Source organism: Pseudoflavonifractor hominis (assembly GCF_014288125.1).
In the GTDB taxonomy this organism is placed as follows: Bacteria; Bacillota; Clostridia; order Oscillospirales; family Oscillospiraceae; genus Pseudoflavonifractor_A; species Pseudoflavonifractor_A gallinarum.
Map to the genome: position 1 here is coordinate 1 of NZ_JACOPR010000006.1, position 19,665 is coordinate 19,665.

The 19,665-nt window shown below is 58.9% G+C and carries 22 protein-coding genes, 1 tRNA gene and 1 other annotated feature; of the genes, 13 read left to right on the plus strand and 10 right to left on the minus strand.

Annotated elements, in window-relative coordinates:
• The 3 genes from H8S34_RS10125 to H8S34_RS10135 form a co-directional block, all read left to right on the plus strand.
• Positions 1–86, plus strand: an 86-nt coding sequence (locus tag H8S34_RS10125; protein ID WP_176850317.1) for a DUF4368 domain-containing protein, incomplete at its 5' end; no start/stop codon positions are given.
• Between the two features lie 34 nt (positions 87–120).
• On the plus strand, positions 121–753 hold the full coding sequence (locus H8S34_RS10130; protein WP_186963911.1) for a hypothetical protein: 633 nt from the start codon (positions 121–123) through the stop codon (positions 751–753).
• Positions 754–917: 164 nt separating this feature from the next.
• Positions 918–1,181, plus strand: coding sequence for a hypothetical protein (locus H8S34_RS10135; protein WP_186963912.1), 264 nt, complete (start codon positions 918–920; stop codon positions 1,179–1,181).
• A 65-nt stretch (positions 1,182–1,246) separates the two neighbouring features.
• Here H8S34_RS10135 and ilvC read toward each other — a convergent pair whose 3' ends face one another.
• The 4 genes from ilvC to ilvB form a co-directional block, all read right to left on the minus strand.
• Positions 1,247–2,266, minus strand: coding sequence for a ketol-acid reductoisomerase (gene ilvC, locus H8S34_RS10140; RefSeq protein ID WP_186963913.1), 1,020 nt, complete (start codon positions 2,264–2,266; stop codon positions 1,247–1,249).
• Between the two features lie 146 nt (positions 2,267–2,412).
• Positions 2,413–2,865 carry a GNAT family N-acetyltransferase gene (locus H8S34_RS10145; protein ID WP_186963914.1) on the minus strand — a complete coding sequence of 151 codons (453 nt, stop codon included), beginning with the start codon at positions 2,863–2,865 and terminating at the stop codon, positions 2,413–2,415.
• A gap of 209 nt (positions 2,866–3,074) precedes the next feature.
• The gene (gene ilvN, locus H8S34_RS10150) at positions 3,075–3,638 is read right to left on the minus strand and encodes an acetolactate synthase small subunit (protein ID WP_101691554.1); all 564 of its coding nucleotides are present in this window, start codon (positions 3,636–3,638) and stop codon (positions 3,075–3,077) included.
• A gap of 15 nt (positions 3,639–3,653) precedes the next feature.
• Positions 3,654–5,363 carry a biosynthetic-type acetolactate synthase large subunit gene (gene ilvB / locus H8S34_RS10155; RefSeq protein ID WP_101691553.1) on the minus strand — a complete coding sequence of 570 codons (1,710 nt, stop codon included), beginning with the start codon at positions 5,361–5,363 and terminating at the stop codon, positions 3,654–3,656.
• Positions 5,364–5,414: 51 nt separating this feature from the next.
• Positions 5,415–5,654 (minus strand) — a binding site (T-box leader).
• Between the two features lie 414 nt (positions 5,655–6,068).
• Here ilvB and rsxC point away from each other — a divergent pair.
• From rsxC to H8S34_RS10190, 7 genes are all read left to right on the plus strand, one after another.
• Positions 6,069–7,415, plus strand: coding sequence for an electron transport complex subunit RsxC (gene rsxC / locus H8S34_RS10160; RefSeq protein ID WP_186963915.1), 1,347 nt, complete (start codon positions 6,069–6,071; stop codon positions 7,413–7,415).
• A complete protein-coding gene (locus H8S34_RS10165) occupies positions 7,412–8,461 on the plus strand; it encodes an RnfABCDGE type electron transport complex subunit D (protein WP_101691551.1) in 1,050 nt (349 codons plus the stop codon). Before rsxC ends, H8S34_RS10165 begins: the two co-directional genes overlap by 4 nt.
• Positions 8,458–9,018, plus strand: coding sequence for an RnfABCDGE type electron transport complex subunit G (locus H8S34_RS10170; protein WP_186963916.1), 561 nt, complete (start codon positions 8,458–8,460; stop codon positions 9,016–9,018). Before H8S34_RS10165 ends, H8S34_RS10170 begins: the two co-directional genes overlap by 4 nt.
• 14 nt (positions 9,019–9,032) lie before the next feature.
• Positions 9,033–9,680: an electron transport complex subunit RsxE gene (gene rsxE, locus H8S34_RS10175; RefSeq protein WP_186963917.1), complete on the plus strand. Its 648-nt coding sequence runs from the start codon at positions 9,033–9,035 to the stop codon at positions 9,678–9,680.
• Positions 9,680–10,270: an electron transport complex subunit RsxA gene (rsxA, locus tag H8S34_RS10180; RefSeq protein ID WP_207724952.1), complete on the plus strand. Its 591-nt coding sequence runs from the start codon at positions 9,680–9,682 to the stop codon at positions 10,268–10,270. The genes rsxE and rsxA overlap by 1 nt, the downstream gene beginning before the upstream one ends.
• A 15-nt stretch (positions 10,271–10,285) precedes the next feature.
• A complete protein-coding gene (locus tag H8S34_RS10185) occupies positions 10,286–11,152 on the plus strand; it encodes an RnfABCDGE type electron transport complex subunit B (protein ID WP_186963918.1) in 867 nt (288 codons plus the stop codon).
• Between the two features lie 193 nt (positions 11,153–11,345).
• Positions 11,346–12,326 carry a pyrimidine reductase gene (locus H8S34_RS10190; RefSeq protein WP_186963919.1) on the plus strand — a complete coding sequence of 327 codons (981 nt, stop codon included), beginning with the start codon at positions 11,346–11,348 and terminating at the stop codon, positions 12,324–12,326.
• A gap of 80 nt (positions 12,327–12,406) precedes the next feature.
• Here the strand turns inward: H8S34_RS10190 and H8S34_RS10195 are convergent, their stop codons facing one another.
• The 3 genes from H8S34_RS10195 to H8S34_RS10205 all read right to left on the minus strand — a co-directional run bounded on the left by H8S34_RS10195 (position 12,407) and on the right by H8S34_RS10205 (position 13,986).
• Entirely contained in the window at positions 12,407–12,580 is a 174-nt protein-coding gene (locus H8S34_RS10195) for a DUF1540 domain-containing protein (RefSeq protein WP_101691546.1), read from the minus strand.
• 69 nt (positions 12,581–12,649) lie between these two features.
• A complete protein-coding gene (locus H8S34_RS10200; protein WP_243207995.1) occupies positions 12,650–13,423 on the minus strand; it encodes a DUF2238 domain-containing protein in 774 nt (257 codons plus the stop codon).
• A 47-nt stretch (positions 13,424–13,470) separates the two neighbouring features.
• Positions 13,471–13,986: a gamma carbonic anhydrase family protein gene (locus H8S34_RS10205; RefSeq protein WP_101691544.1), complete on the minus strand. Its 516-nt coding sequence runs from the start codon at positions 13,984–13,986 to the stop codon at positions 13,471–13,473.
• Between the two features lie 205 nt (positions 13,987–14,191).
• Between H8S34_RS10205 and H8S34_RS10210 the strand changes: the two genes are divergently transcribed.
• Positions 14,192–14,404, plus strand: coding sequence for a hypothetical protein (locus H8S34_RS10210; RefSeq protein WP_101691543.1), 213 nt, complete (start codon positions 14,192–14,194; stop codon positions 14,402–14,404).
• A 51-nt stretch (positions 14,405–14,455) separates the two neighbouring features.
• Here H8S34_RS10210 and H8S34_RS10215 read toward each other — a convergent pair whose 3' ends face one another.
• On the minus strand, positions 14,456–15,004 hold the full coding sequence (locus H8S34_RS10215; RefSeq protein WP_101691542.1) for a putative ABC transporter permease: 549 nt from the start codon (positions 15,002–15,004) through the stop codon (positions 14,456–14,458).
• A 172-nt stretch (positions 15,005–15,176) separates the two neighbouring features.
• On the opposite strand from H8S34_RS10215, the gene pyrB reads away from it, so the two are divergent.
• Positions 15,177–16,235, plus strand: coding sequence for an aspartate carbamoyltransferase (pyrB, locus tag H8S34_RS10220; RefSeq protein WP_101691541.1), 1,059 nt, complete (start codon positions 15,177–15,179; stop codon positions 16,233–16,235).
• A 45-nt stretch (positions 16,236–16,280) separates the two neighbouring features.
• Here pyrB and H8S34_RS10225 read toward each other — a convergent pair whose 3' ends face one another.
• A complete protein-coding gene (locus H8S34_RS10225) occupies positions 16,281–16,640 on the minus strand; it encodes an arsenate reductase family protein (protein WP_101691540.1) in 360 nt (119 codons plus the stop codon).
• A gap of 139 nt (positions 16,641–16,779) precedes the next feature.
• Between H8S34_RS10225 and H8S34_RS10230 the strand changes: the two genes are divergently transcribed.
• Positions 16,780–16,856 (plus strand) — tRNA-Arg (locus tag H8S34_RS10230).
• 148 nt (positions 16,857–17,004) lie between these two features.
• Here H8S34_RS10230 and ppdK read toward each other — a convergent pair.
• Positions 17,005–19,638, minus strand: coding sequence for a pyruvate, phosphate dikinase (gene ppdK, locus H8S34_RS10235; RefSeq protein ID WP_101691539.1), 2,634 nt, complete (start codon positions 19,636–19,638; stop codon positions 17,005–17,007).
• Positions 19,639–19,665: the final 27 nt, after the last annotated feature.

Consider the following 19,665-nt stretch of genomic DNA (forward strand, 5'->3'; position numbering starts at 1 on the left):
TTGTCCATGAAGCGGTCAAAGGTGAGGACGGAAGCCGGGAACAGGAGGTAGAAATCTTCTACCGCTTTATCGGCAAAATTGATTAAATGACACCAATATTTTTAACTATGTGATACCGGGTTGAGCCTGCCCGATGTGACGCTCCTTCTGCCGCTGGCCGACTGCCTGGGGGTGAGCGTCACCGAGCTGCTCCGGGGGGAACGGAACCAGACAAGGGAGCTTCCGGTGGAGGAGGTGGAGGCTCTGGTGAACGCCTCCCTGCGTCTGAGTGAGGGGGAACAGAGCGCGCGTGCGCAGCGCCGGAGGAGATGGCAGCTGGCTTTTGTCCTCTGCGCGCTGGCCGGACTGGTGCAGACCGTGCTCCTGCTGACAAGGGGTGGGTATGGCTGGACCGATCTGGAGGACACGGTGATACTGGTGGAACTGCTCTCCCTTCTCTTTGGAGCCTATCTGTGCTTTGGCGCAAAGGAGCAGCTGCCTGCCTACTATGATCAGAACCGCATCAGCAGTTACAGCGACGGGCCTTTCCGGATGAATCTGCCCGGAGTACGCTTTCATAACAGCAACTGGCCCCATATTCTGAACGCCATGCGGGGGTGGCTGCTGGGGGCGCTGGTCCTTTTTCCGGCACTGTGGTGGGGGCTCCGGCATCTGTGGCCCGGATTGGCCGGACAGGGGGAGCGTTTTTTGGCCCTGGCGGCCATGCTGGGCATGCTCCTGGCGGCGACCATCGTGGGCAAACGATACGAATAGAATTACCATTGGAGTGACGGAAAGCCCAGAAGGCCTCTCCAAAGGGTAATTGACAAGAAATCGAACTTAAATTAAAATAAAAATATCCAGAGAACCTAAATTTGAGTCAAAACAGAAGCAGCTGGCAGAGGAGAGGACGAGTCATATCCGGAGGGAGGATTGCTATGCTCATGGTATGGAATCGCTGTGAATTGACCTCTTGCTTTACCATGGAAGAATGTCGGGACATTACCTCCCGTTTGCGGGAGAATCAGATCGAGTGCACCGTGAAAACGATCAACAGAAGTTCTCCGTCAGTCCTCAACAGAGGAACAAGACCGTCCTGCGGCACCCTGTTTGAGGACAACAGCTACCGCTATCGGATTTATGTGAAGCGCGCAGATCGAGAGGCGGCAAAAGAAGTGCTTGGGATCTCAGACATTCGATAAGGAGCCGCATACAAAAAGAAGCCCGGAAGGCCAATGGCCTTCCGGGCTTGTTGTTATGATGGGATTTAGTTGGAGGCAGTGTCCAGATCCTGGTCGCCGCCCCAGATCATGTTCTTGCGCAGCTCCTCGCCCACGACCTCCATCTGATGCTTCTTGAGGAGGGCGCGCTTGGAGTTGAAGAAGGTCCGGCCGTTCTTGTTCTCGGCGATCCACTTGCCGGCGAAGGTGCCGTCCTGGATGTCGGAGAGAACCGCGCGCATGCGGGCCTTGGTCTCCTCGTGGGGGATGACACGGGGACCGGAGACATACTCGCCGTACTCGGCGGTGTCGGAGATGGAGTAGTTCATCATGCCCACGCCGCCCTTGTTGATGAGGTCGATGATGAGCTTCATCTCGTGGATGCACTCGAAGTAGGCGTTCTCGGGCTCGTAGCCGGCCTCCACCAGCACCTCGAAGCCGCAGCGCATCAGGTCCACCACGCCGCCGCACAGGACGGTCTGCTCACCGAAGAGGTCGGTCTCAGTCTCATCGTGGAAGGTGGTTTCCATCACGCCGGCACGGGCGCCGCCGATGCCCGCGATGTAGGCCAGAGCCAGCTTCAGAGCGTTGCCGGTGGCATTCTGCTCCACAGCCACCAGGCAGGGCACGCCCTTGCCGGCCACATACTGGGAGCGGACGGTGTGGCCGGGGCCCTTGGGGGCAGCCATAAAGACGTCCACACCGGCGGGAGGCACGATCTGGCCATAGCGGATGTTGAAGCCGTGGGCAAACGCCAGGGCCTTGCCCTCGGTCATGTGGGGGGCGATCTCGCTCTTGTAGACATCGGCCTGGACCTCGTCGTTGATGAGGATCATCACGATGTCGCCCCACTGGGCGGCCTCGGCGATGGTCTTAACGGTGAGACCGGCCTTCTCCGCCTCGGCCCAGCGCTTGGAGCCTGCGCGCAGGCCCACGCACACGTCGCAGCCGGAATCCTTCAGGTTGAGGGCGTGGGCGTGTCCCTGAGAGCCGTAACCGATGATCGCGATCTTCTTACCGTCCAGGTAGCTGAGTTCGCAATCCTTCTCGTAATACATCTTAGCCATGATCATACACTCCTTTTGGTTTGAGGTGGATTATTATTGTTCCTATGATACCATGAATGGGGAAAAAAGAATGATAACTAGGTTACAATCTCGGAAAAGATTTGGGCGGCATCCCCAATGCGGGCGTGCCCTGCAGGGCACGGAAGTCAATCCAGTACTCGTTCCAGCTCGATCTCATCCTCGTCTGCCCGGCCGGTAGCAGAGAAATGCAGGGTCTGGTACAGATGACAGGCGGCGGAATTTTCCGGGTTAACGGTCAGCCGGACGATGTTGGAATCTCCAAAGGGCTTAGAACGGATATAATCGAGTGCCGACTCCATGGCCGCTCGCCCATAGCCCCTGCCCTGGTACTGGATATCAATCATTAGATGCCAAATAAAGTAAGCCTCTTCGTCGTAGTCATAGATGACCATCAGGTATCCGATCGCTTGACCGGCGCGGCAGACCGCAAAAGGAGTACACTGCTTGCGGTATACATACGCCTGGGCCAGACTCCGAATAGGGTGGGATACAAATTTCTCCTGCTGGGCATCTAATTTCAGGGAAAAGCAGGCAAGAAAGTTGGATTCATCAACTTCCTGTAAGGTAATACAGTCCATATTTCCTCCTTTACAGCGGGAGGGCTAACGGATGAAAACCCTCCCTTTGGTTGACAGGAACTTGTTTTCATACAATTTCATACCTGATCTCCCCCTTTCCTTGAAGAAAGAAATATCTATATATGAAAACACAGAGGCCTCTGTGGAATTTGCTAAGGCCCATGTTTTTCGTGCGAAACGCTTGGCCCCTGTCGGGGGGCTGGTGGCCCTTACAGGAAATTCTTGCCCAGGTTGAACTCGGCCTTTTCCTTGTTGTCGTCGCTGATGGTGTAGGCGCCACGCTCCAGCGCCACCATGCCGGTACGGACCAGCTCCAGAATGCCGAAAGCCTCCAGCAGGCCCTGCATGGCCTCGGCCTTGTTCTCATCACCGATGAGGGCAAGGGTCAGGGATTTGAGGGAGACGTCAATGATGGACGCCCGGAAGATGTTGGCGATCTGGATGATCTCGTTGCGGATGTCGGGGGTCTCGGCCTTGACCTTGAACATGACCAGCTCCCGGCGGATGGAGCGCTCGGGCAGCAGCTCCTGCACCGAGTAGACGCAGAAGAGCTTGCTGAGCTGGTTCATGACCTGCTCGATGGTCTTGGCGTCCCCCATGACCTCAATGGTGATACGGGAGACTGCCGGGTCATCGGTGGTGCCCACCGCCAGGGATTCGATGTTGTAGCCCTTGCGGGAGAAGAGCCGGGAGACCTGGGAGAGAACGCCGGCGGAGTTCTCCACCAGGACCGACAGGGTGTGGCGGGTTATCGTGATCGGATTGGATTTCATGGCGTTCCCCTCCTTTTAATCCAGCAGAAATTCGGTTGCGGGTGCGCCGCCGGGCACCATGGGATGGACCATGGCGTCCTTGTCGATGGCGCAGTCGATGACCCAGGCCTCACCGCTGTCCACGGCGGTGCGCAAGGCGGCCTCAAATTCTGCCTGGGTCTTGGCCCGGGCGCCGCGGAGGCCATAGGCCTCTGCCAGCTTGACAAAGTCGGGGCCGCGGTCCAGGTCGGTCTGGGAGTAGCGCTCCCCGTAGATGAGGTGCTGCCACTGGCGGACCATGCCCAGCGTGCCGTTATCGAAGATGACAATGATGACCGGGATGCGGTAGTGCTCCACGGTAGCCAGCTCGTGGCAGTTCATGCGGAAGCAGCCGTCGCCGGTGCAGAGCACCACGGTCTGGTCGGGATTTCCCACCTTGGCGCCCATGGCGGCCCCCAGGCCAAAGCCCATGGTGCCGAAGCCGCCCGAGGTAACCAGCTGGCCGGGACGGGAGAAGTGATAGTACTGGGCCGACCACATCTGATGCTGGCCCACGTCGGTGGCGATGATGGCCTGGCCATCGGTGACATCGGAGATGGTCTCCAGGATCTCGTGGGGGTGGAGGATACCGTCCTGGACAAAGGGGACCTCCTTGTGGGAGAAGACGAACTCCTTCCACTCGGGATAGTCGTGGGCGGGGAGTTTTTCATTGAGCAGTTCCAGCACACGTCTTGCGTCGCCGATAATGTGGTGGTCGGTCTGGACGTTCTTGTCGATCTCGGCCCGGTCGATGTCGATATGTACGATCTTGGCCTGGCTGGCAAAGGTGGCCGGATCGGTGGCCACCCGGTCGGAGAACCGGCAGCCGATGGCGATGAGCAGGTCGCACTGGCTGGAGGCGATGTTGGACGCATGGGAGCCGTGCATACCGATCATGCCGGTAAAGAGGGGGTGGTTGCCGGGACAGGCACCGCCGCCCATGATGGTGGAGGCCACCGGCGCACCCAGACGCTCAAAGAATCTGCGGAACTCGGGCACCGCGCCCTTGGAGCGGATGACGCCGCCGCCCACCAGAATGAGGGGACGCTTGGCCTCCTCGATCATGGAGAGGAGCTTTTCAATGTCTCCATAGTCGGGCTCAGGTGTCTTGAGGTCGTGGCTGGAGCGGCGCAGCATGGCGCCCAGGCGGCCGTGGCGGCCGTGCTCCGAGACGGGGAGAGGCTCATAGTCGGCCTCCGAGGCGGTGACATTTTTGGCAATGTCGATGAGCACGGGGCCGGGACGGCCCGAACGGGCGATGGCAAAGGCCTCCCGCACCACGTCGGCCAGCTGGTCCGGGTCCTTGACCAGGTAGTTGCACTTGGTGATGGGCATGGAGATGCCGGTAATGTCCACCTCCTGGAAGGAGTCCTTGCCGATGAGACTTTCCACCACGTTACAGGTGATAAAGACCACCGGAGAGGAGTCGTAGTAGGCGGTGGCAATGCCGGTGGTCAGGTTGGTGGCGCCCGGTCCGGAGGTGGCAAAGCACACGCCCACCTTGCCGGTGGAGCGGGCATATCCGTCGGCGGCGTGGGAGGCGCCCTGCTCATGGGCGGTCAGAATATGGCGGATCTTGTTCTTGTATCCGTGCAGCTCCATCTCATCATAGATGTTCAGGATCGTGCCTCCGGGATAGCCAAATACCGTATCCACGCCCTGCTCCAGCAGACACTCCATCAGAATTTGGGAACATTTCATTCTCATAGGTCTAGGGCCTCCTTCATACTGGTCTATATACGCAAAACGGCCTCGTCCTGAAAGGACGAAGCCGCTATACTCCGTGGTACCACCTTAATTCGCGGAAGCCATGCTCCCGCGCACTTGCTGCCCCGCTAACGGAGGGGAAACCGGCAGAGCCTACTGGCGGGGTATGTCCCCGGGTTCAACCCGCTGCTCCTGGGTGATGTTCGAGGTGCGGCGGTCCCGGGAGCTTACACCATCCGCTCCCTCTCTGCGCATTTCCACCGCTTCTACTTGCCCAGTCATCGCCTTTGACGATTCATAATTTCCGCCCGACGGAAGCCTGGAACGAGGCCTCTGCGGCGGAGAGTGAAATTATGATAAGAATACTCCTGAGACGGACATTTGTCAACTGTGGTTTTTTACAAAGACAGCGCACTAGCGCTTTAAAGTATAGTGAAAATGGAAAGAAAAGCAAGCCAAGATCGACCTCTGGCGGAAAAAAGAGGCGATATTTTCGAACGAAAAAAAGTGATATAAGGATAAACTGAATGGTTTATAGAAAAAAGCGTAATTTTTTTGCGGAATCACTAGACTTTTTCGGCTGGCTGCGATATGATAGTATCTGTTTGAAAGTGCGGTTTCGCACGGAAAAGAGAGCGGCGGAAACGTGCCACAGTTTCCGTCCGAGACTGGCCCCGGGAGGGGCCTGATTTGTGAGGTGGACCTATGAAATTATCCTTTTATGGCGGCGTGCATCCCAACGAGCACAAGGAGCTGACCTGTACCAAGGCAGTCGAGCCGCTGCGCAAGGCCCCGGCTCAGGTGGCTCTGGCCATGTCCATGCACGTGGGAGCACCCTGCGCACCTGTGGTGAAGGTGGGCGATCAGGTGACCGTCGGTCAGAAGATCGCGGAGGTGACCGGCCTGGGCGCGCCCATCCATGCCAGCGTCTCCGGCAAGGTCGTGGCCATTGAGCCCCGTCCCTACTGCGGCGGCGGCAAGGTGATGGCGGTCGTGATCGAGAACGACTTCCAGAATACCTTTGGCTCCGAGCTGACCCCCCATCCCGACTATGAGAAGCTGACCACCGACGAGATCATCAACATCGTCAAAGAGGCCGGCATCACCGGTATGGGCGGCGCGGGCTTCCCGACCCACGTGAAGATCAGCTCCGGCATCGGCAAGGTGGACACGCTCATCATCAACGCGGCGGAGTGTGAGCCCTATCTGACTTCCGACCACCGGCTCATGCTGGAGGATGGCGAGCGCATCATCAAGGGCCTGAAGATCCTGATGAAGACCTTCAACCTGAACAAGGCCTATATCGGCATTGAGGACAACAAGCCCGACGCCATTGAGAAGATGAAGAGCCTGGCGGACGGAGGCATCGAGATCGTGGTGTGCCGCACCCGTTACCCCCAGGGCGCAGAAAAGCAGCTCATCCAGCGCATCACCGGCCGCGAGGTGCCCCCCGGCGGACTGCCCGCCCACGTGGGCTGCGCCGTGTTCAACGCCAGCACCACCGCTGCGGTGTATGACGCCGTGGTGGAGGGCAAGCCCCTCACCCAGCGCATCGTCACCCTCACCGGCGGCGCTCTGGCTGAGCCCCGCAACGTGCTGGTGCCCTTCGGCACCCCCATTGAGCACCTGGTGGAAGAGGCCGGCGGCTTCAAGGAGACCCCCGACCGGGTCCTGCTGGGCGGCCCCATGATGGGCATTGCCGCCTACGACCTGTCCGCCTGCACCATCAAGGGCAACAACGGCGTGCTGTGCATGACCAAGGCCGAGGCGGCCGAGCATGTGGAGAATCCCACCTGCATCCGCTGCGGACGCTGCGTCAACGTCTGCCCCATGCACCTGACCCCTGTGTACATGCACCTGTATGCTGAGAAGCGCCGCTGGGATGAGGCCGAGGGCCTGCACCTGATGGACTGCATCGAGTGCGGTTCCTGTAACTACATCTGCCCTGCCCGTGTGCCCCTGGTCCAGTCCTTCCGGATGGCCAAGTTCGAGATCCGTACCCTGGCCATGAAGCGTAAGGCCGAGGCAGAGAAGGAGGCTAAGAAAGCATGATTGACACCAAGAATCTGAAGCTCTCCGTGGCTTCCTCCCCCCATGTCTGTTCCCCGGTGAACACCAGCCGGCTGATGCTGGATGTGCTCATCGCTCTGGTTCCCGCCCTGTGTATGGCGGTGTATGTCTTTGGTCCCCGCGCCCTGACCATGACCGTGGTGTCGGTGCTGGGCTGTGAATTCTTCGAGTGGGGCTACCGCAAGCTCCTGAAAAAGCCCTCGGCCAACGGAGATTTCTCCGCCGCCGTTACCGGCGTGCTGCTGGCCTTTGTCTGCCCCGTGACGCTGCCCTACTGGACCCTCCTGATCGGCGACTTCTTCGCCATCGTGGTGGTCAAGCAGCTCTTCGGCGGCCTGGGTCAGAACTTTATGAACCCCGCGCTGGGCGGCCGTGCCTTCCTGATGATGTGCTACCCCATCGCCATGACCACCTGGGTGCTGCCCGGTGTGAAGAACTGGGCGGGCGTCTTTTCCGCCGCTGACGCGGTGACCGGCGCCACCCCCATGGCCTCTCTGCACGCCCATCTGGATGTGGCCACCGGCACCAATGTGCACACCCTGCCTGCCGACGGCCTGGCCAACCTCTTTGTGGGCAACGTGGGCGGCTGCCTGGGTGAGGTCTCCGCGCTGCTCCTGCTGCTGGGCGGCATCTATCTCATCTGGCGCGGCGTCATCCGCGCCCGCATCCCCGTGGCCTATCTCGCCACCGTGGCGGTGCTCTGCTTCCTCTTCCCCCAGGGCGGCATTGCCCGGGTGGACTGGATGCTCTACAACCTGTGCGGCGGCGGTCTGATGCTGGGCGCCTTCTTCATGGCGACCGACTATGTGACCAGCCCCGTGACTAAGATGGGCGAGATCTACTTCGGCATTGGCTGCGGCCTGCTGACCATCTTCATCCGCTACTTCGGCGGCTATCCCGAGGGTGTCAGCTACGCCATCCTGCTGATGAACATCTGCGTGTGGCTGCTGGATAAGGCCGGAAAGCCCGGCCGCTTCGGCGTCACCAAGGAAATGAAGGCCAAGGCAAAGGAGGGCGCGGCGAAATGAGCGAGATCGTGATGAACAAAAAGAAAGAGCCGAGCCTGGCCATGCTGGTTGTGGTTCTGACCGCTATCAGCCTGATCACCGCCCTGCTGCTGGGTGCGGTCAATATGGTCACCGCGCCTCAGATTAAGCTGAACACCGAGAAAAAGACCGCGGAGGCCATGCAGGCCGTGCTCCCCACGGAGGACGGCGTCTACACCCCCGTGGAGTACACCGGAGAAGATTCCACCGTGCAGGCCGTGTACCAGGCCGGCGACGCCGGCTATGTGGTCCAGGTCAAGCCCGCCACCTCCTTCAGCGGTACGCTGAGCGTGATGGTTGGTGTTGGGACCGACGGCACCTGCACCGGCATCTCCATCGTTGAGACCGGTGAGACCTCCGGTCTGGGCTCCAACGCCGGCAAGCCGGATTGGCAGGCCCAGTTCGTGGGTAAGAGCGGCAAGGTCTCCGTCACCAAGGACGGCGGCGAGATCAACGCCCTTACCGGCGCCACCATCACCTCCCGCGGCGTGTGCGAGAGCGTCACCAGCGCGCTGGCGGCCGCCGCCAGCCTGGGCTAAGGAGGGTATTGTAAATGAATGTGAAAAAGCAATTTCTGGACGGCATGATTTATCAGAATCCCGTCACCGTTCAGCTCCTGGGCATGTGCTCCACCATGGCGATCACCACCACGCTCTTCAACGGCATCGGCATGGGTATCTCGGTGCTGGTCATCCTGACCTGCGCAAATATCGTTATCTCCCTGCTGCGTAAGATCATCCCCAGCAAGGTGCGTATCGCCTGCTACATCGTCGTGATCGCCGGGTTCGTGACCATCGTGGACCTGCTGCTCAAGGCCTATCTCCCCAGCCTGTCGGAGAACCTGGGCCTCTTCATTCCCCTGATCGTGGTGAACTGTATCATCCTGGGCCGTGCCGAGTCCTTCGCCTCTAAGAACGGCGTGGCGGCCTCCGCCCTGGACGGTATCTTCCAGGGGCTGGGCTACACGGTGATCCTGGTCATCATGTGTGTGGTCCGTGAGCTCCTGGGCAACGGCACCTTCGGCGGCGGCATCCTCAACGGCGGCGACGGCATCCGCCTCATTCCGGAGGGCATCCCCGCACTGGGTATGATCCTGCCCGTGGGCGGCTTCCTGACCCTGGCCGTGGTGATCGCTGCCATGCAGTATTTCCTCAATAAGCCCAAGAAGGGCAGCGACAAGAAAGAGGAGGTGGCCAAGTAATGCTGAGTTTCACCGAACTCTTTGGCATCGCGCTGGGCGCAATTCTGGTCAACAACTTCATTTTCGCCCAGTTCCTGGGCATCTGCCCCTTTATGGGCGTGTCCAAGAAGATCGATACTGCCATGGGTATGGGCATGGCCGTTATCTTCGTCATGGGCGTGGCCAGCGCCGTGTGCTGGCCCATCAACCACTTCATTCTGGAGAAGTTCAATCTGGTCTTTATGCAGACCGTGACCTACATCCTGGTCATCGCCTCCCTGGTGCAGTTCGTGGAGATGTTCCTCCAGAAGGCTATGCCTTCTCTGTATGAGGCTCTGGGCGTGTACCTGCCCCTCATCACCACCAACTGCGCCGTGCTGGGCGTGGTGCTCCAGAATACCCAGAACAGCTATGGCTTCATCGAGAGCCTGGTCTACGGCGTCACTGGCGGCGTGGGCTTCCTGCTGGCCATCGTGCTCTTCGCCAGCGTGCGGGAGCGGCTGGAGTTTGCCGAGTGCCCCAAGGCCTTTGAGGGCTTCCCCATCGCGCTGGTGACCGCCGGCCTGCTGGCCCTGGCCTTCCTGGGCTTCTCCGGCCTGAAGGTATTTTAAGGGAGGCTGGAAAGAATGAACACTGTTATTGCTGCTGTTGTCGTGCTCGGCGTGCTGGGCGCGATCTTCGGTCTGATCCTGGCCTATGCCTCCAAGGCCTTTGCCGTGGAGAAGGACCCCCGTGAAGAGGCCATTTCTGCCTGCCTGCCCGGCGCCAACTGCGGCGGCTGCGGCTATCCCGGCTGCAGCGGCTATGCCGCTGCCGTGGTGGCTGGTAAGGCTGCCACCAACTGCTGTGCTGCCGGCGGCGACGCCGTGGCGGTCCAGATCGCCGAGATCATGGGCGTGAAGGCTGAGGCCTCCGCCAAGATGATTGCCCAAGTGCAGTGCACCGGCGGCTGCCGTGGCCACGAGCAGTACGAGTATGTGGGTATCCACGACTGTGCTGCTGCCGCCCGCCTGCCCGGCGGCGGCCCTGCCGGCTGCTCCTTCGGCTGCCTGGGCTTCGGCACCTGTGAGGCCGTGTGTCCCTTTGACGCCATCCACGTGGTGGACGGCGTGGCCAAGGTGGACGAGGAGAAGTGTAAGGCCTGTAAGAAGTGCGTGGACGCCTGTCCCCGCCACATCATCCTGCTGGCTCCCTACAAGACCAAGCGCCACGTGGCCATCACCTGTTCCTCCAAGGACAAGGGTGCTGACGTGCGCAAGGTGTGCGACAACGGCTGTATCGGCTGTGGTCTGTGCGCCAAGGCCTGCCCCAAGGAAGCCATCACCGTGGACAAGAATCTGGCTGTCATTGACTATGACAAGTGCGTGGGCTGCGGCCTGTGCGCCCAGAAGTGTCCCCGCAAGCTCATCACTGTGGACGGAAAGGTCCCCGAGGTGAAGCCCGCCGCCCCCAAGGCGGCCCCCGCTGCTGCCAAGCCTGAGGCAGCGGAGTAAAATCTGCAATTTGTACGACCAGCCCCGGACGATTGTCCGGGGCTGGTCGTATTTATTTGCCTGTTTTAATTGGAAAAATTTTCATTAGTACTACTAATGCGTTGAAAACCTGAATTTTATGCTATAAAATCAAAATATAACCGCAAAAATAAAATGATTTGCGGAATTTAAGCGCGGAAGGATGAAACGGTAGATGGAGAAGTTTGTAACGATGGATTTCCCGGTAGAGCAGATCCGGCTGACACCCCTGATGCGTGATGAAGAGGCATTGGCAGCCATTCGGGCCATTTCCCCCGACGCACCCACGCCGGAGAAAATTCGTCAGGTGTATAGCGATGTGTATTTTCCCCCGGCGCCCGCAGACCGGCCCTATCTGTTTGCCTCGATTGTAGAGTCGGTGGACGGAAAGATTTCCTTTACCGACGACCGGCATGGCGAAAAGATTGCGGGAAATAATTTCCGGGACCCCGATGGGGCGCTGGCCGACTTTTGGGTACTGAATATGCTGCGCTTCTATGCGGATGGCGTGATCATCGGGGCGCGGACACTGCATACCAACGAGGTGATGTGGGCCAACTGCTTTGATGAGGAGCTTGCCAGCCTGCGCACCACGCAGATGGGGATGAAGCACTACTGTCCGGCCCATATCGTGGTCTCTTTTGACGGCACGGATCTTCTCTTTGACCATATGCTCTTTGATGTGGACGCCCCTGTGGTGGTGGCGACTTCTCCGGATGGATTGGAGTATGTCCGGGCCCATTGTCCCTGGAGCTTCCGGGCACTGGGGCCCTACACCAGCGCGGAAGAGGTGGACGTGGACGCGGTACAGGCGGCCGCCGCATCCGGAGAGCGAATCGTTTTGGCCACGGGAACGGGAGCGGTTACCGACGGGCTTGCCATGCTGAAGGTACTCAAGTACCTGGGGATGGAGCGTGTGATGGTGGAGTCCCCCTCCTATATGACCTATCTCATGAGCATTGAGGCTATGGATGAGATGTTTATGAACTATTCCACCGTGTTTGCCGCAGGACAGGTGGGGTTTGGTGCGTTTCTGCATTTTGGTGCGGAGGAGCATCCCCACTCGGACTTCCTCTCCATTGCGCTGCACGAAAAGAACTTTATCTGCACCCGGCAGAAGATGATCTACGGACTGCGCCGCGGCGCGGAAAAATAAGTAGAAACGTCCCCGGTTCCCATTGTGTGGGAACCGGGGACGTTTGCGTCAGGCCGGAGCAGCCTCCGGACTCAGCGGCCTCAGCCTCTGCTGCGCAGCTGGAACGAGGCGCACTCGGTGGAGTCGCAGCTCTTGGGAGCGGCGGCGCCGCAGCAGCCCACCTTGATCTCGTTGAGGGTGCAGCAGTTCTGCTCGCAGTGATGCGCACAGCTGGAGACGGAGCACTTGATGTTGTGATTGACCTGGTTGTTCATAACGCATTTCCTCCTTTGCGGTGATGATCTTAGTATATCCGCACAGGAGAGAAGCATACGTACCGGGCATTATTTTTTCGGTTCAGAACTGGGGGTTTCCGGAAGCACCTGGGGGATGAAGCGCCGGGCGAAGCGTCCCTTGCCCCGGGACTTTACATAGAAGTAGCCAATGAAGGAAAAGACCACTGCGCCGATAAAATTCACGAACAGGTCCTTCATGGTATCCAGAATGCCGATATCCAGATAACCTCCCAGGCCCAGCGGGATCTCGCTTCCGTCCGCGGTGACCACAATGACGTCGGTGATATTATGGATGGCCGTGGGGACATTGCCGCCGTTGGGGTCCAGCATGACCGAGGAGATGGTGTTTACGACGGTATCCTTCTGCATATCCAGATGGAAAAACACGTCCATGGTGCACTCAAAGAACTCCCACAGCACGCCGATGGTCATGGAGAAGCAGAAGGCCATTATGGCCAGATACAGGGGAGAGAGGGAGAAGGAGAGCCGCTCATGCCGGTTGAGGATATCCAGCAGGGAGAAGCCAATGGCGGCGCAGAGAAAGCCGTTGAGGGTGTGGAGCATAGTATCCCAGTAGGGGATGGAGATGTAGTAGGCACGGATTTCACCCAAAATTTCCGCGGCAAAAATAAAGAGGAGAATGATGACTTCCAGCGTGTCGGGCAGATCGATCTGGATCTTCCGCTCAATAAAGCTGGGAACCAGAAACAGGATCAGGGTCAGGATACACAGGAAGACATTTTCAAAGTTCCCGTTGAAAAACTGGGCGATCATAACCCAAATTACCAGAAACCGGAGAATTTGATAAAGACGGGCCACCATGGGGGAACTTTTCACCTGGGCGCGGAACGAGGAATCACGCCAACGTTTCATCGGGAGCCCTCCGCCGAAAGCTGGAGGGAGAGATGCTCATATTCCCGGGCGGACTCCAGGTTGCCCGCCTTTTCCTCCTCTGTGAGCGCACGGCGGACTTTGGCGGGAGAGCCCATGACCAGACTGCCCGCCGGAATCACCGTGTTCTGGGTCACCAGGGCCCCGGCAGCCACGAGAGAGTCCTCGCCAATCACACAGCCGTTGAGGAGGGTAGCGCCCATGCCGATGACACAGCGATCGCCCACCGTACAGCCGTGCAGGATCGCCCCATGGCCCACGGTCACGTCCTGACCGACCTGAACGGGGAATCCCTCGTCTCCATGCACCATGCAGCCATCCTGAAGGTTGGAGCCGGTCCCGACATGGATGGTGGTGGTATCGGCGCGGAGGACCGCACCATACCAGACACTGGAGCGCGCCTCCAGGGTGACCTGTCCCACCAGGGTGGCATTTTCCGCGACCCGGGCATCGGGATGGAGCTGGGGTGTATGTCCTTCAAAGGATTTAATCATATGTGAATTCCTCCGTTCTTGGATTGCGGCATGTGGACAAGGCCGGACAGGGCCGTTGAGCCGCCAGACCGTCACTTTTATTATAATGCGTATGCGAGAAAGCCGCAAGCCTGGGAAAAAGAGGATGAGTCCCCGGGGGGCGCGTGTAAAATTTGATTTGGGTCGTGCATAGAGTGAGGTATCACCACAACAGGAGGAATGTACCATGGACTTAAAGCACAATCAGATCACGGTGGGCCAGCTGCTGTCAGATCCCCGGAGCCGGAGCGTCCTGCAAAAAAAGCTGCCCGCCGTCCTCAAGCATCCCCTTACCGGAGCGGCCAATACCGTGACCTTGGAGCAGCTGCTGGCCTTTGCGGGAGCCTATCTGCCGCAGAAGAAGATCGATGAGGTAATGGAAGCGCTGCAGAAAGCCTGAGCAAAGACGTTTGATATGGGGAGGGGCGGAGCTTCCGTCCCTCTCTCTGCATCAGGAGTCGCGCAAAGGCAGTCTGGAAACACGGCGATACCAGCATAGAATGTCGGTGCTGTGGGTGCGCCGCAGGAGGACCAGCGTAAGGGCTCCGTCCAGCAGAAGCAGACATGCCGCAAGGGGCCATAAAAAAGACGGAATGAGCGCGGTAAACTGAGCGACCAGCGGGTGAAGAACACGGACTGCACCCACACCGAGCATGCCCCAAAAGACAGAAAAGAGCAGGCATACCCTGCCGTGGAGCTGGAAGGGGAGATGCCGGTAATCCCAGAAATGTACTCCGGTCAGCCGCTCATAGAAGAGGGACATGAGATACTCTGCTCCGGTTGCGGCCAAAGCGGAGCCAAAAAACAAGAGGAGATTACTCTGTAGGACAGGGGCGGGGAGCGCCAGAATCCATAACGCACCCAGACCATAGACCGGGCAGAGAGGCAGGAGAAAAAAGCACTTTCGATCCCGCTTGGACTGGTGTGTTGCCCGCGCAAAAAGCACTTCCAGACAGAAGCCCAGGAAACTATAAATCCCAAAATACCAAAACCATTCCACGTCGAATTCCTCCTCCGGCCTGTTTTGTCTAGCATGACCGGGGGAAAGAAAAAAATACAGGCGAGATTTTGGCAAAATGGCAAGAAAGAAAATGGCTTGAGATTCTTGTCGAGTTCCTTAAAATGTGGTAAGATAATACGAAAAAAATACGACAAGGAATGGAGAAGATGGTATGCGACATCTGATCGATTTTGGGGATCTGTCTCGGGCGGAGTGGGAAGCGCTGTACAAGAGCACCAGTGCTATTATTGACCACCCCGCCGATTTTATGGATGTGTGTCGGGGTCGTGTGGCCTCCACACTTTTTTTTGAGCCTTCTACCCGGACCAACTTTTCCTTCCAGACCGCCATGCTGCGGGTGGGCGGAACGGTGTTTGGCTTTGCCGATCCCAAATCCTCCTCGGTGGCAAAGGGCGAGTGCCTGAAGGACACCATCAAGATGGTGTCCGGCTATGCCGACGTGGTTATCATGCGTAACCCCCGGGAGGGCGCGGCCAAAGCCGCTTCCCTGTATTCCGATGTGCCTGTGATCAATGCAGGCGACGGCGGACACATGCACCCCACCCAGACCACGACCGATCTGACCACCATTACCCGGATGCTGGGCGGTGTGGATGGCATCTCCATCGGTCTGTGCGGTGACCTGAAGAACGGCCGTACGGTCCACTCCCTCATCAAGGCGCTGGCCAAGTTTGACAATGTGAAGTTCTACCTCATCTCTCCCCGCGAGCTGGCCATCCCGGAGTATATCCGTGCCTTCATGAAGGAGAAGAACCTGTGGAGCGTGGAGGTTACCGGTCTGGAGAACGTCATTCCCCAGCTGGATGTCCTCTATATGACCCGTATCCAGCGGGAGCGTTTTGTGGACCCCCTGGAGTACGAGCGCAACAAGGGTATCTATGTCCTGACCAAGCGCAAGCTGGAGCGGGCCCGCAAGAACATGCTGGTCATGCATCCCCTGCCCCGTGTGGATGAGATCGCCCTGGACGTGGACGACGATCCCCGTGCAGCCTATTTTGAGCAGGCCCGGTACGGCATGTTCTCCCGTATGGCTCTGCTGGCGGACCTGGCCAACCAGCCCCGCATCAAGCCGGAGGCGGTGGAGATCGGTACGACTCCGGTCTGCTCCAATCCCCGCTGCATTACCCAGACCGACCCCTATCTGCCCCCCCTGGTCAAGCAGAACGGCGGTGTGGATTGCTGTGCCTACTGCGACGCAGCCCTGCATTAATTGAGAAAAACCGGCGCGCGGAATGTTTTCCGTGCGCCGGTTTTGTTATTCCTGTATTCCAAGCCGGTCAGCCCAGTCGGGCGCCTTGAAGCCCACCAGAACAAAGTCTTCCGCGATGAGCATGGGGCGTTTGACCAGCATTCCGTCCGAGGCAAGCAGAGTGTATTGCTCTTCTTCCGGCATGGAAGGAAGGCGGTCCTTGAGTTCCAGGGCCCGGTACTGAAGGCCGCTGGTGTTGAAAAAGCGCTTGAGGGGCAAACCACTGCGGCTGTGCCAGTCTTTCAACTCGCTGAGGGAGGGATTGTCCAGCTTAATATCCCGCAGGGTGTAGGAAACGCCATGGGCATCCAGCCAGGCCTTGGCCTTTTGGCAGGTGGTACACTTAGGGTAGCAGAGAAAGATCATGTTGTTTCACTCCTTTTTCTCTACTTTAACGGAGAATCCCAAAACTTGCAAGAGGAAGCTGGAAAGAAATCCGCAAAGAGCCCTTTACAAAATGAGGAAAGCCTGCTATAATAATCGGGTACTTGGGAAAAGTTCATATGCGTCCGTAGCGCAATTGGATAGCGCATCAGATTCCGGTTCTGAGGGTTGGGGGTTCGAGTCCCTTCGGGCGTGCCAGAGCGAGAGCCTGTAACTGCATTGGTTACAGGCTTTTTTTGCATTTATATTTAGCTGCGCCGGGGAAAAATTCACTGACCGGCAGCATGAAAAAAGGAGTGGCGCTGCTGATGCAGCGCCACTCCGATTACTATCTTATATTGTGCGATTACCGCGGATTTTTGATAGCAGCCTGGGCGGCAGCCAGACGGGCAATAGGCACACGATAGGGAGAGCAGGAGACATAGTTCAGTCCCACGCGGTGGCAGAACTCCACGCTGGTGGGATCGCCGCCGTGCTCGCCGCAGATGCCCAGGTGCATTTCGGGACGGACCGAGCGGCCCAGCTTGACGGCCATGTCGACCAGCTTGCCAACACCCTTCTGATCCAGGTGGGCGAAGGGATCGGACTCGTAGACCTTCTTGTCATAGTAATAGCTGAGGAACTTGGCAGCATCATCACGGCTGAAGCCGAAGGTCATCTGGGTCAGATCGTTGGTGCCGAAGGAGAAGAACTCGGCCTCCTTGGCGATCTCGTCCGCCGTGAGAGCGGCGCGGGGGATCTCGATCATGGTGCCCACTTCATACTTCATGGACAGACCGGACTCGGCAATCAGCTTGTCAGCGACGGCAACCACCACGTCCTTGACGTACTTGAGCTCCTTGACCTCGCCCACCAGGGGGATCATCATCTCGGGGACCATGGTCCAATCGGGATGCTTCTTCTGCACGTTCAGGGCGGCAGTAATGATAGCGGTAGCCTGCATCTCGGCGATTTCGGGATAGGAGACAGCCAGGCGGCAGCCGCGGTGACCCATCATGGGGTTAAACTCGTGGAGGCTGCTGATGACATTGTGGAGCTTTTCCACGGTGATGCCCATCTCGTTGGCGATCTCCCGGATATCCTCTTCCTTAGTGGGAAGGAACTCATGCAGCGGGGGATCCAGGAAGCGGATGACCACCGGATGGCCCTCCATAGCCTCATAGATGCCCTCAAAATCGCTCTGCTGGAAGGGGAGGAGCTTCGCCAGAGCGCGGCGGCGGTCGGCCTCGTTGTCAGCCACGATCATCTCGCGCATGGCCTTGATGCGGCTCTCCTCAAAGAACATATGCTCCGTACGGCACAGACCGATGCCCTGGGCGCCAAAGGCGCGGCCCTGGCGGGCGTCAGTGGGGGTATCGGCATTGGTGTAGACTTCCAGCTGGCGGTAGCGGTCAGCCCACTCCATAAAACGGCCGAAGTCGCCGGAGGAGACATCGGCGGGAACGGTGGGGATGGCCTCACCGTAAATGTTGCCGGTAGAGCCGTCCAGAGAGATGTACTGGCCCTCCTGATAGACCTTGCCGCCCAGCTCAAACTGCTTCTTGGCGTAGTCCACCACGATCTCACCGCAGCCGGAAACACAGCAGGTGCCCATGCCGCGGGCCACCACGGCGGCGTGAGAGGTCATGCCGCCGCGAACGGTCAGGATACCCTTGGCCGCGTGCATGCCCTCGATATCCTCGGGAGAGGTCTCCAGGCGGACCAGGATGACCTGCTCGCCCCGGTCGGTCCACTCCTTGGCGTCCTCAGCGGTAAAGACCACCTTGCCGCAGGCAGCGCCGGGAGAGGCGGCCAGGCCCTTGCCGATGGGTACTGCCTTCTTGAGGGCGTCGGCATCGAACTGGGGATGGAGCAGGGAGTCCAGCTGCTTAGGCTCCACGCGGAGGACGGCCTCCTTCTCGGTGATGGCACCCTCGTCCACAAGATCCACCGCGATCTTCAGGGCGGCGGCGGCAGTACGCTTGCCGTTGCGGGTCTGGAGCATATAGAGCTTGCCGTTCTCAATGGTAAACTCCATATCCTGCATGTCCTTATAGTGCTGCTCCAGCTTGGAGGCGATGGCGGCGAACTGGTTGTAGACCTCGGGCATCTCCTCCTGGAGCTTGGAGATATTGCTGGGAGTGCGGACACCGGCCACCACGTCTTCGCCCTGGGCGTTGATGAGGTACTCGCCGAACAGGTGCTTTTCGCCGGTGGCGGGGTTGCGGGTGAAGGCCACGCCGGTACCGGAGGTGCTGCCGAAGTTGCCGAAGACCATGGACTGCACGTTGACGGCGGTGCCCCAGTCATAGGGGATCTCGTTCATGCGGCGATAGACATTGGCGCGGTCGTTATCCCAGGAGCGGAAGACGGCCTTTACCGCCTCCATCAGCTGCTGCTTGGGGTCCTGGGGGAAGTCCTCGCCCTTCTCGTCCTTGTAGAAGGCCTTGAAGCGCTCTACCAGGGTCTTCATATCCTCGGTATCCAGGTCGATGTCGTGCACGACGCCCTTTTTGGCCTTGACATCGTCGATGATCTCCTCAAAGCGGCTCTTGGAGAGCTCCATGACCACGTCGGAGAACATCTGGATAAAGCGGCGGTAGGAGTCATAGGCAAAGCGGGGATTTTTCGATTTTTCAGCCAGGCCCACCACGACGCTGTCGTTGAGGCCCAGGTTCAGGATGGTGTCCATCATGCCGGGCATGGAGGCACGGGCGCCGGAGCGCACCGAGACCAGCAGAGGATTGGAGGCGTTGCCAAACTGCTTTCCGGTGGTCTCCTCCAGTTTGGAGAGGTACTCCAGGATCTCAGCCTGGATCTCCGGGGCGATGGCACGGCCATCCTCATAATAACGAGTGCAGGCCTCGGTGGTTACGGTAAAGCCCTGGGGTACAGGCATACCGAGATTGGTCATCTCGGCCAGGTTGGCGCCTTTACCGCCCAGCAGCTCACGCATTTTGCCGTTGCCTTCACTGAACTGATAAACATATTTGTGGCCCATGTGACATTCCTCCTCAAAGCTTTGACA

Bases quoted from the DNA above. Each gene is read 5' to 3' on its own strand.
- H8S34_RS10205 (WP_101691544.1), bottom strand. From the start codon at position 13,986: ATGATTAAATCCTTTGAAGGACATACACCCCAGCTCCATCCCGATGCC.
- rsxC (WP_186963915.1), top strand. From the start codon at position 6,069: ATGAAATTATCCTTTTATGGCGGCGTGCATCCCAACGAGCACAAGGAG.
- ilvB (WP_101691553.1), bottom strand. From the start codon at position 5,363: ATGAGAATGAAATGTTCCCAAATTCTGATGGAGTGTCTGCTGGAGCAG.
- H8S34_RS10225 (WP_101691540.1), bottom strand. From the start codon at position 16,640: ATGATCTTTCTCTGCTACCCTAAGTGTACCACCTGCCAAAAGGCCAAG.
- H8S34_RS10210 (WP_101691543.1), top strand. From the start codon at position 14,192: ATGGACTTAAAGCACAATCAGATCACGGTGGGCCAGCTGCTGTCAGAT.
- rsxA (WP_207724952.1), top strand. From the start codon at position 9,680: ATGCTGAGTTTCACCGAACTCTTTGGCATCGCGCTGGGCGCAATTCTG.
- H8S34_RS10195 (WP_101691546.1), bottom strand. From the start codon at position 12,580: ATGAACAACCAGGTCAATCACAACATCAAGTGCTCCGTCTCCAGCTGT.
- H8S34_RS10145 (WP_186963914.1), bottom strand. From the start codon at position 2,865: ATGGACTGTATTACCTTACAGGAAGTTGATGAATCCAACTTTCTTGCC.
- H8S34_RS10165 (WP_101691551.1), top strand. From the start codon at position 7,412: ATGATTGACACCAAGAATCTGAAGCTCTCCGTGGCTTCCTCCCCCCAT.
- H8S34_RS10200 (WP_243207995.1), bottom strand. From the start codon at position 13,423: ATGGTGGCCCGTCTTTATCAAATTCTCCGGTTTCTGGTAATTTGGGTT.
- H8S34_RS10135 (WP_186963912.1), top strand. From the start codon at position 918: ATGCTCATGGTATGGAATCGCTGTGAATTGACCTCTTGCTTTACCATG.
- rsxE (WP_186963917.1), top strand. From the start codon at position 9,033: ATGAATGTGAAAAAGCAATTTCTGGACGGCATGATTTATCAGAATCCC.
- pyrB (WP_101691541.1), top strand. From the start codon at position 15,177: ATGCGACATCTGATCGATTTTGGGGATCTGTCTCGGGCGGAGTGGGAA.
- H8S34_RS10170 (WP_186963916.1), top strand. From the start codon at position 8,458: ATGAGCGAGATCGTGATGAACAAAAAGAAAGAGCCGAGCCTGGCCATG.
- H8S34_RS10185 (WP_186963918.1), top strand. From the start codon at position 10,286: ATGAACACTGTTATTGCTGCTGTTGTCGTGCTCGGCGTGCTGGGCGCG.
- ilvC (WP_186963913.1), bottom strand. From the start codon at position 2,266: ATGGCTAAGATGTATTACGAGAAGGATTGCGAACTCAGCTACCTGGAC.
- H8S34_RS10190 (WP_186963919.1), top strand. From the start codon at position 11,346: ATGGAGAAGTTTGTAACGATGGATTTCCCGGTAGAGCAGATCCGGCTG.
- ilvN (WP_101691554.1), bottom strand. From the start codon at position 3,638: ATGAAATCCAATCCGATCACGATAACCCGCCACACCCTGTCGGTCCTG.
- ppdK (WP_101691539.1), bottom strand. From the start codon at position 19,638: ATGGGCCACAAATATGTTTATCAGTTCAGTGAAGGCAACGGCAAAATG.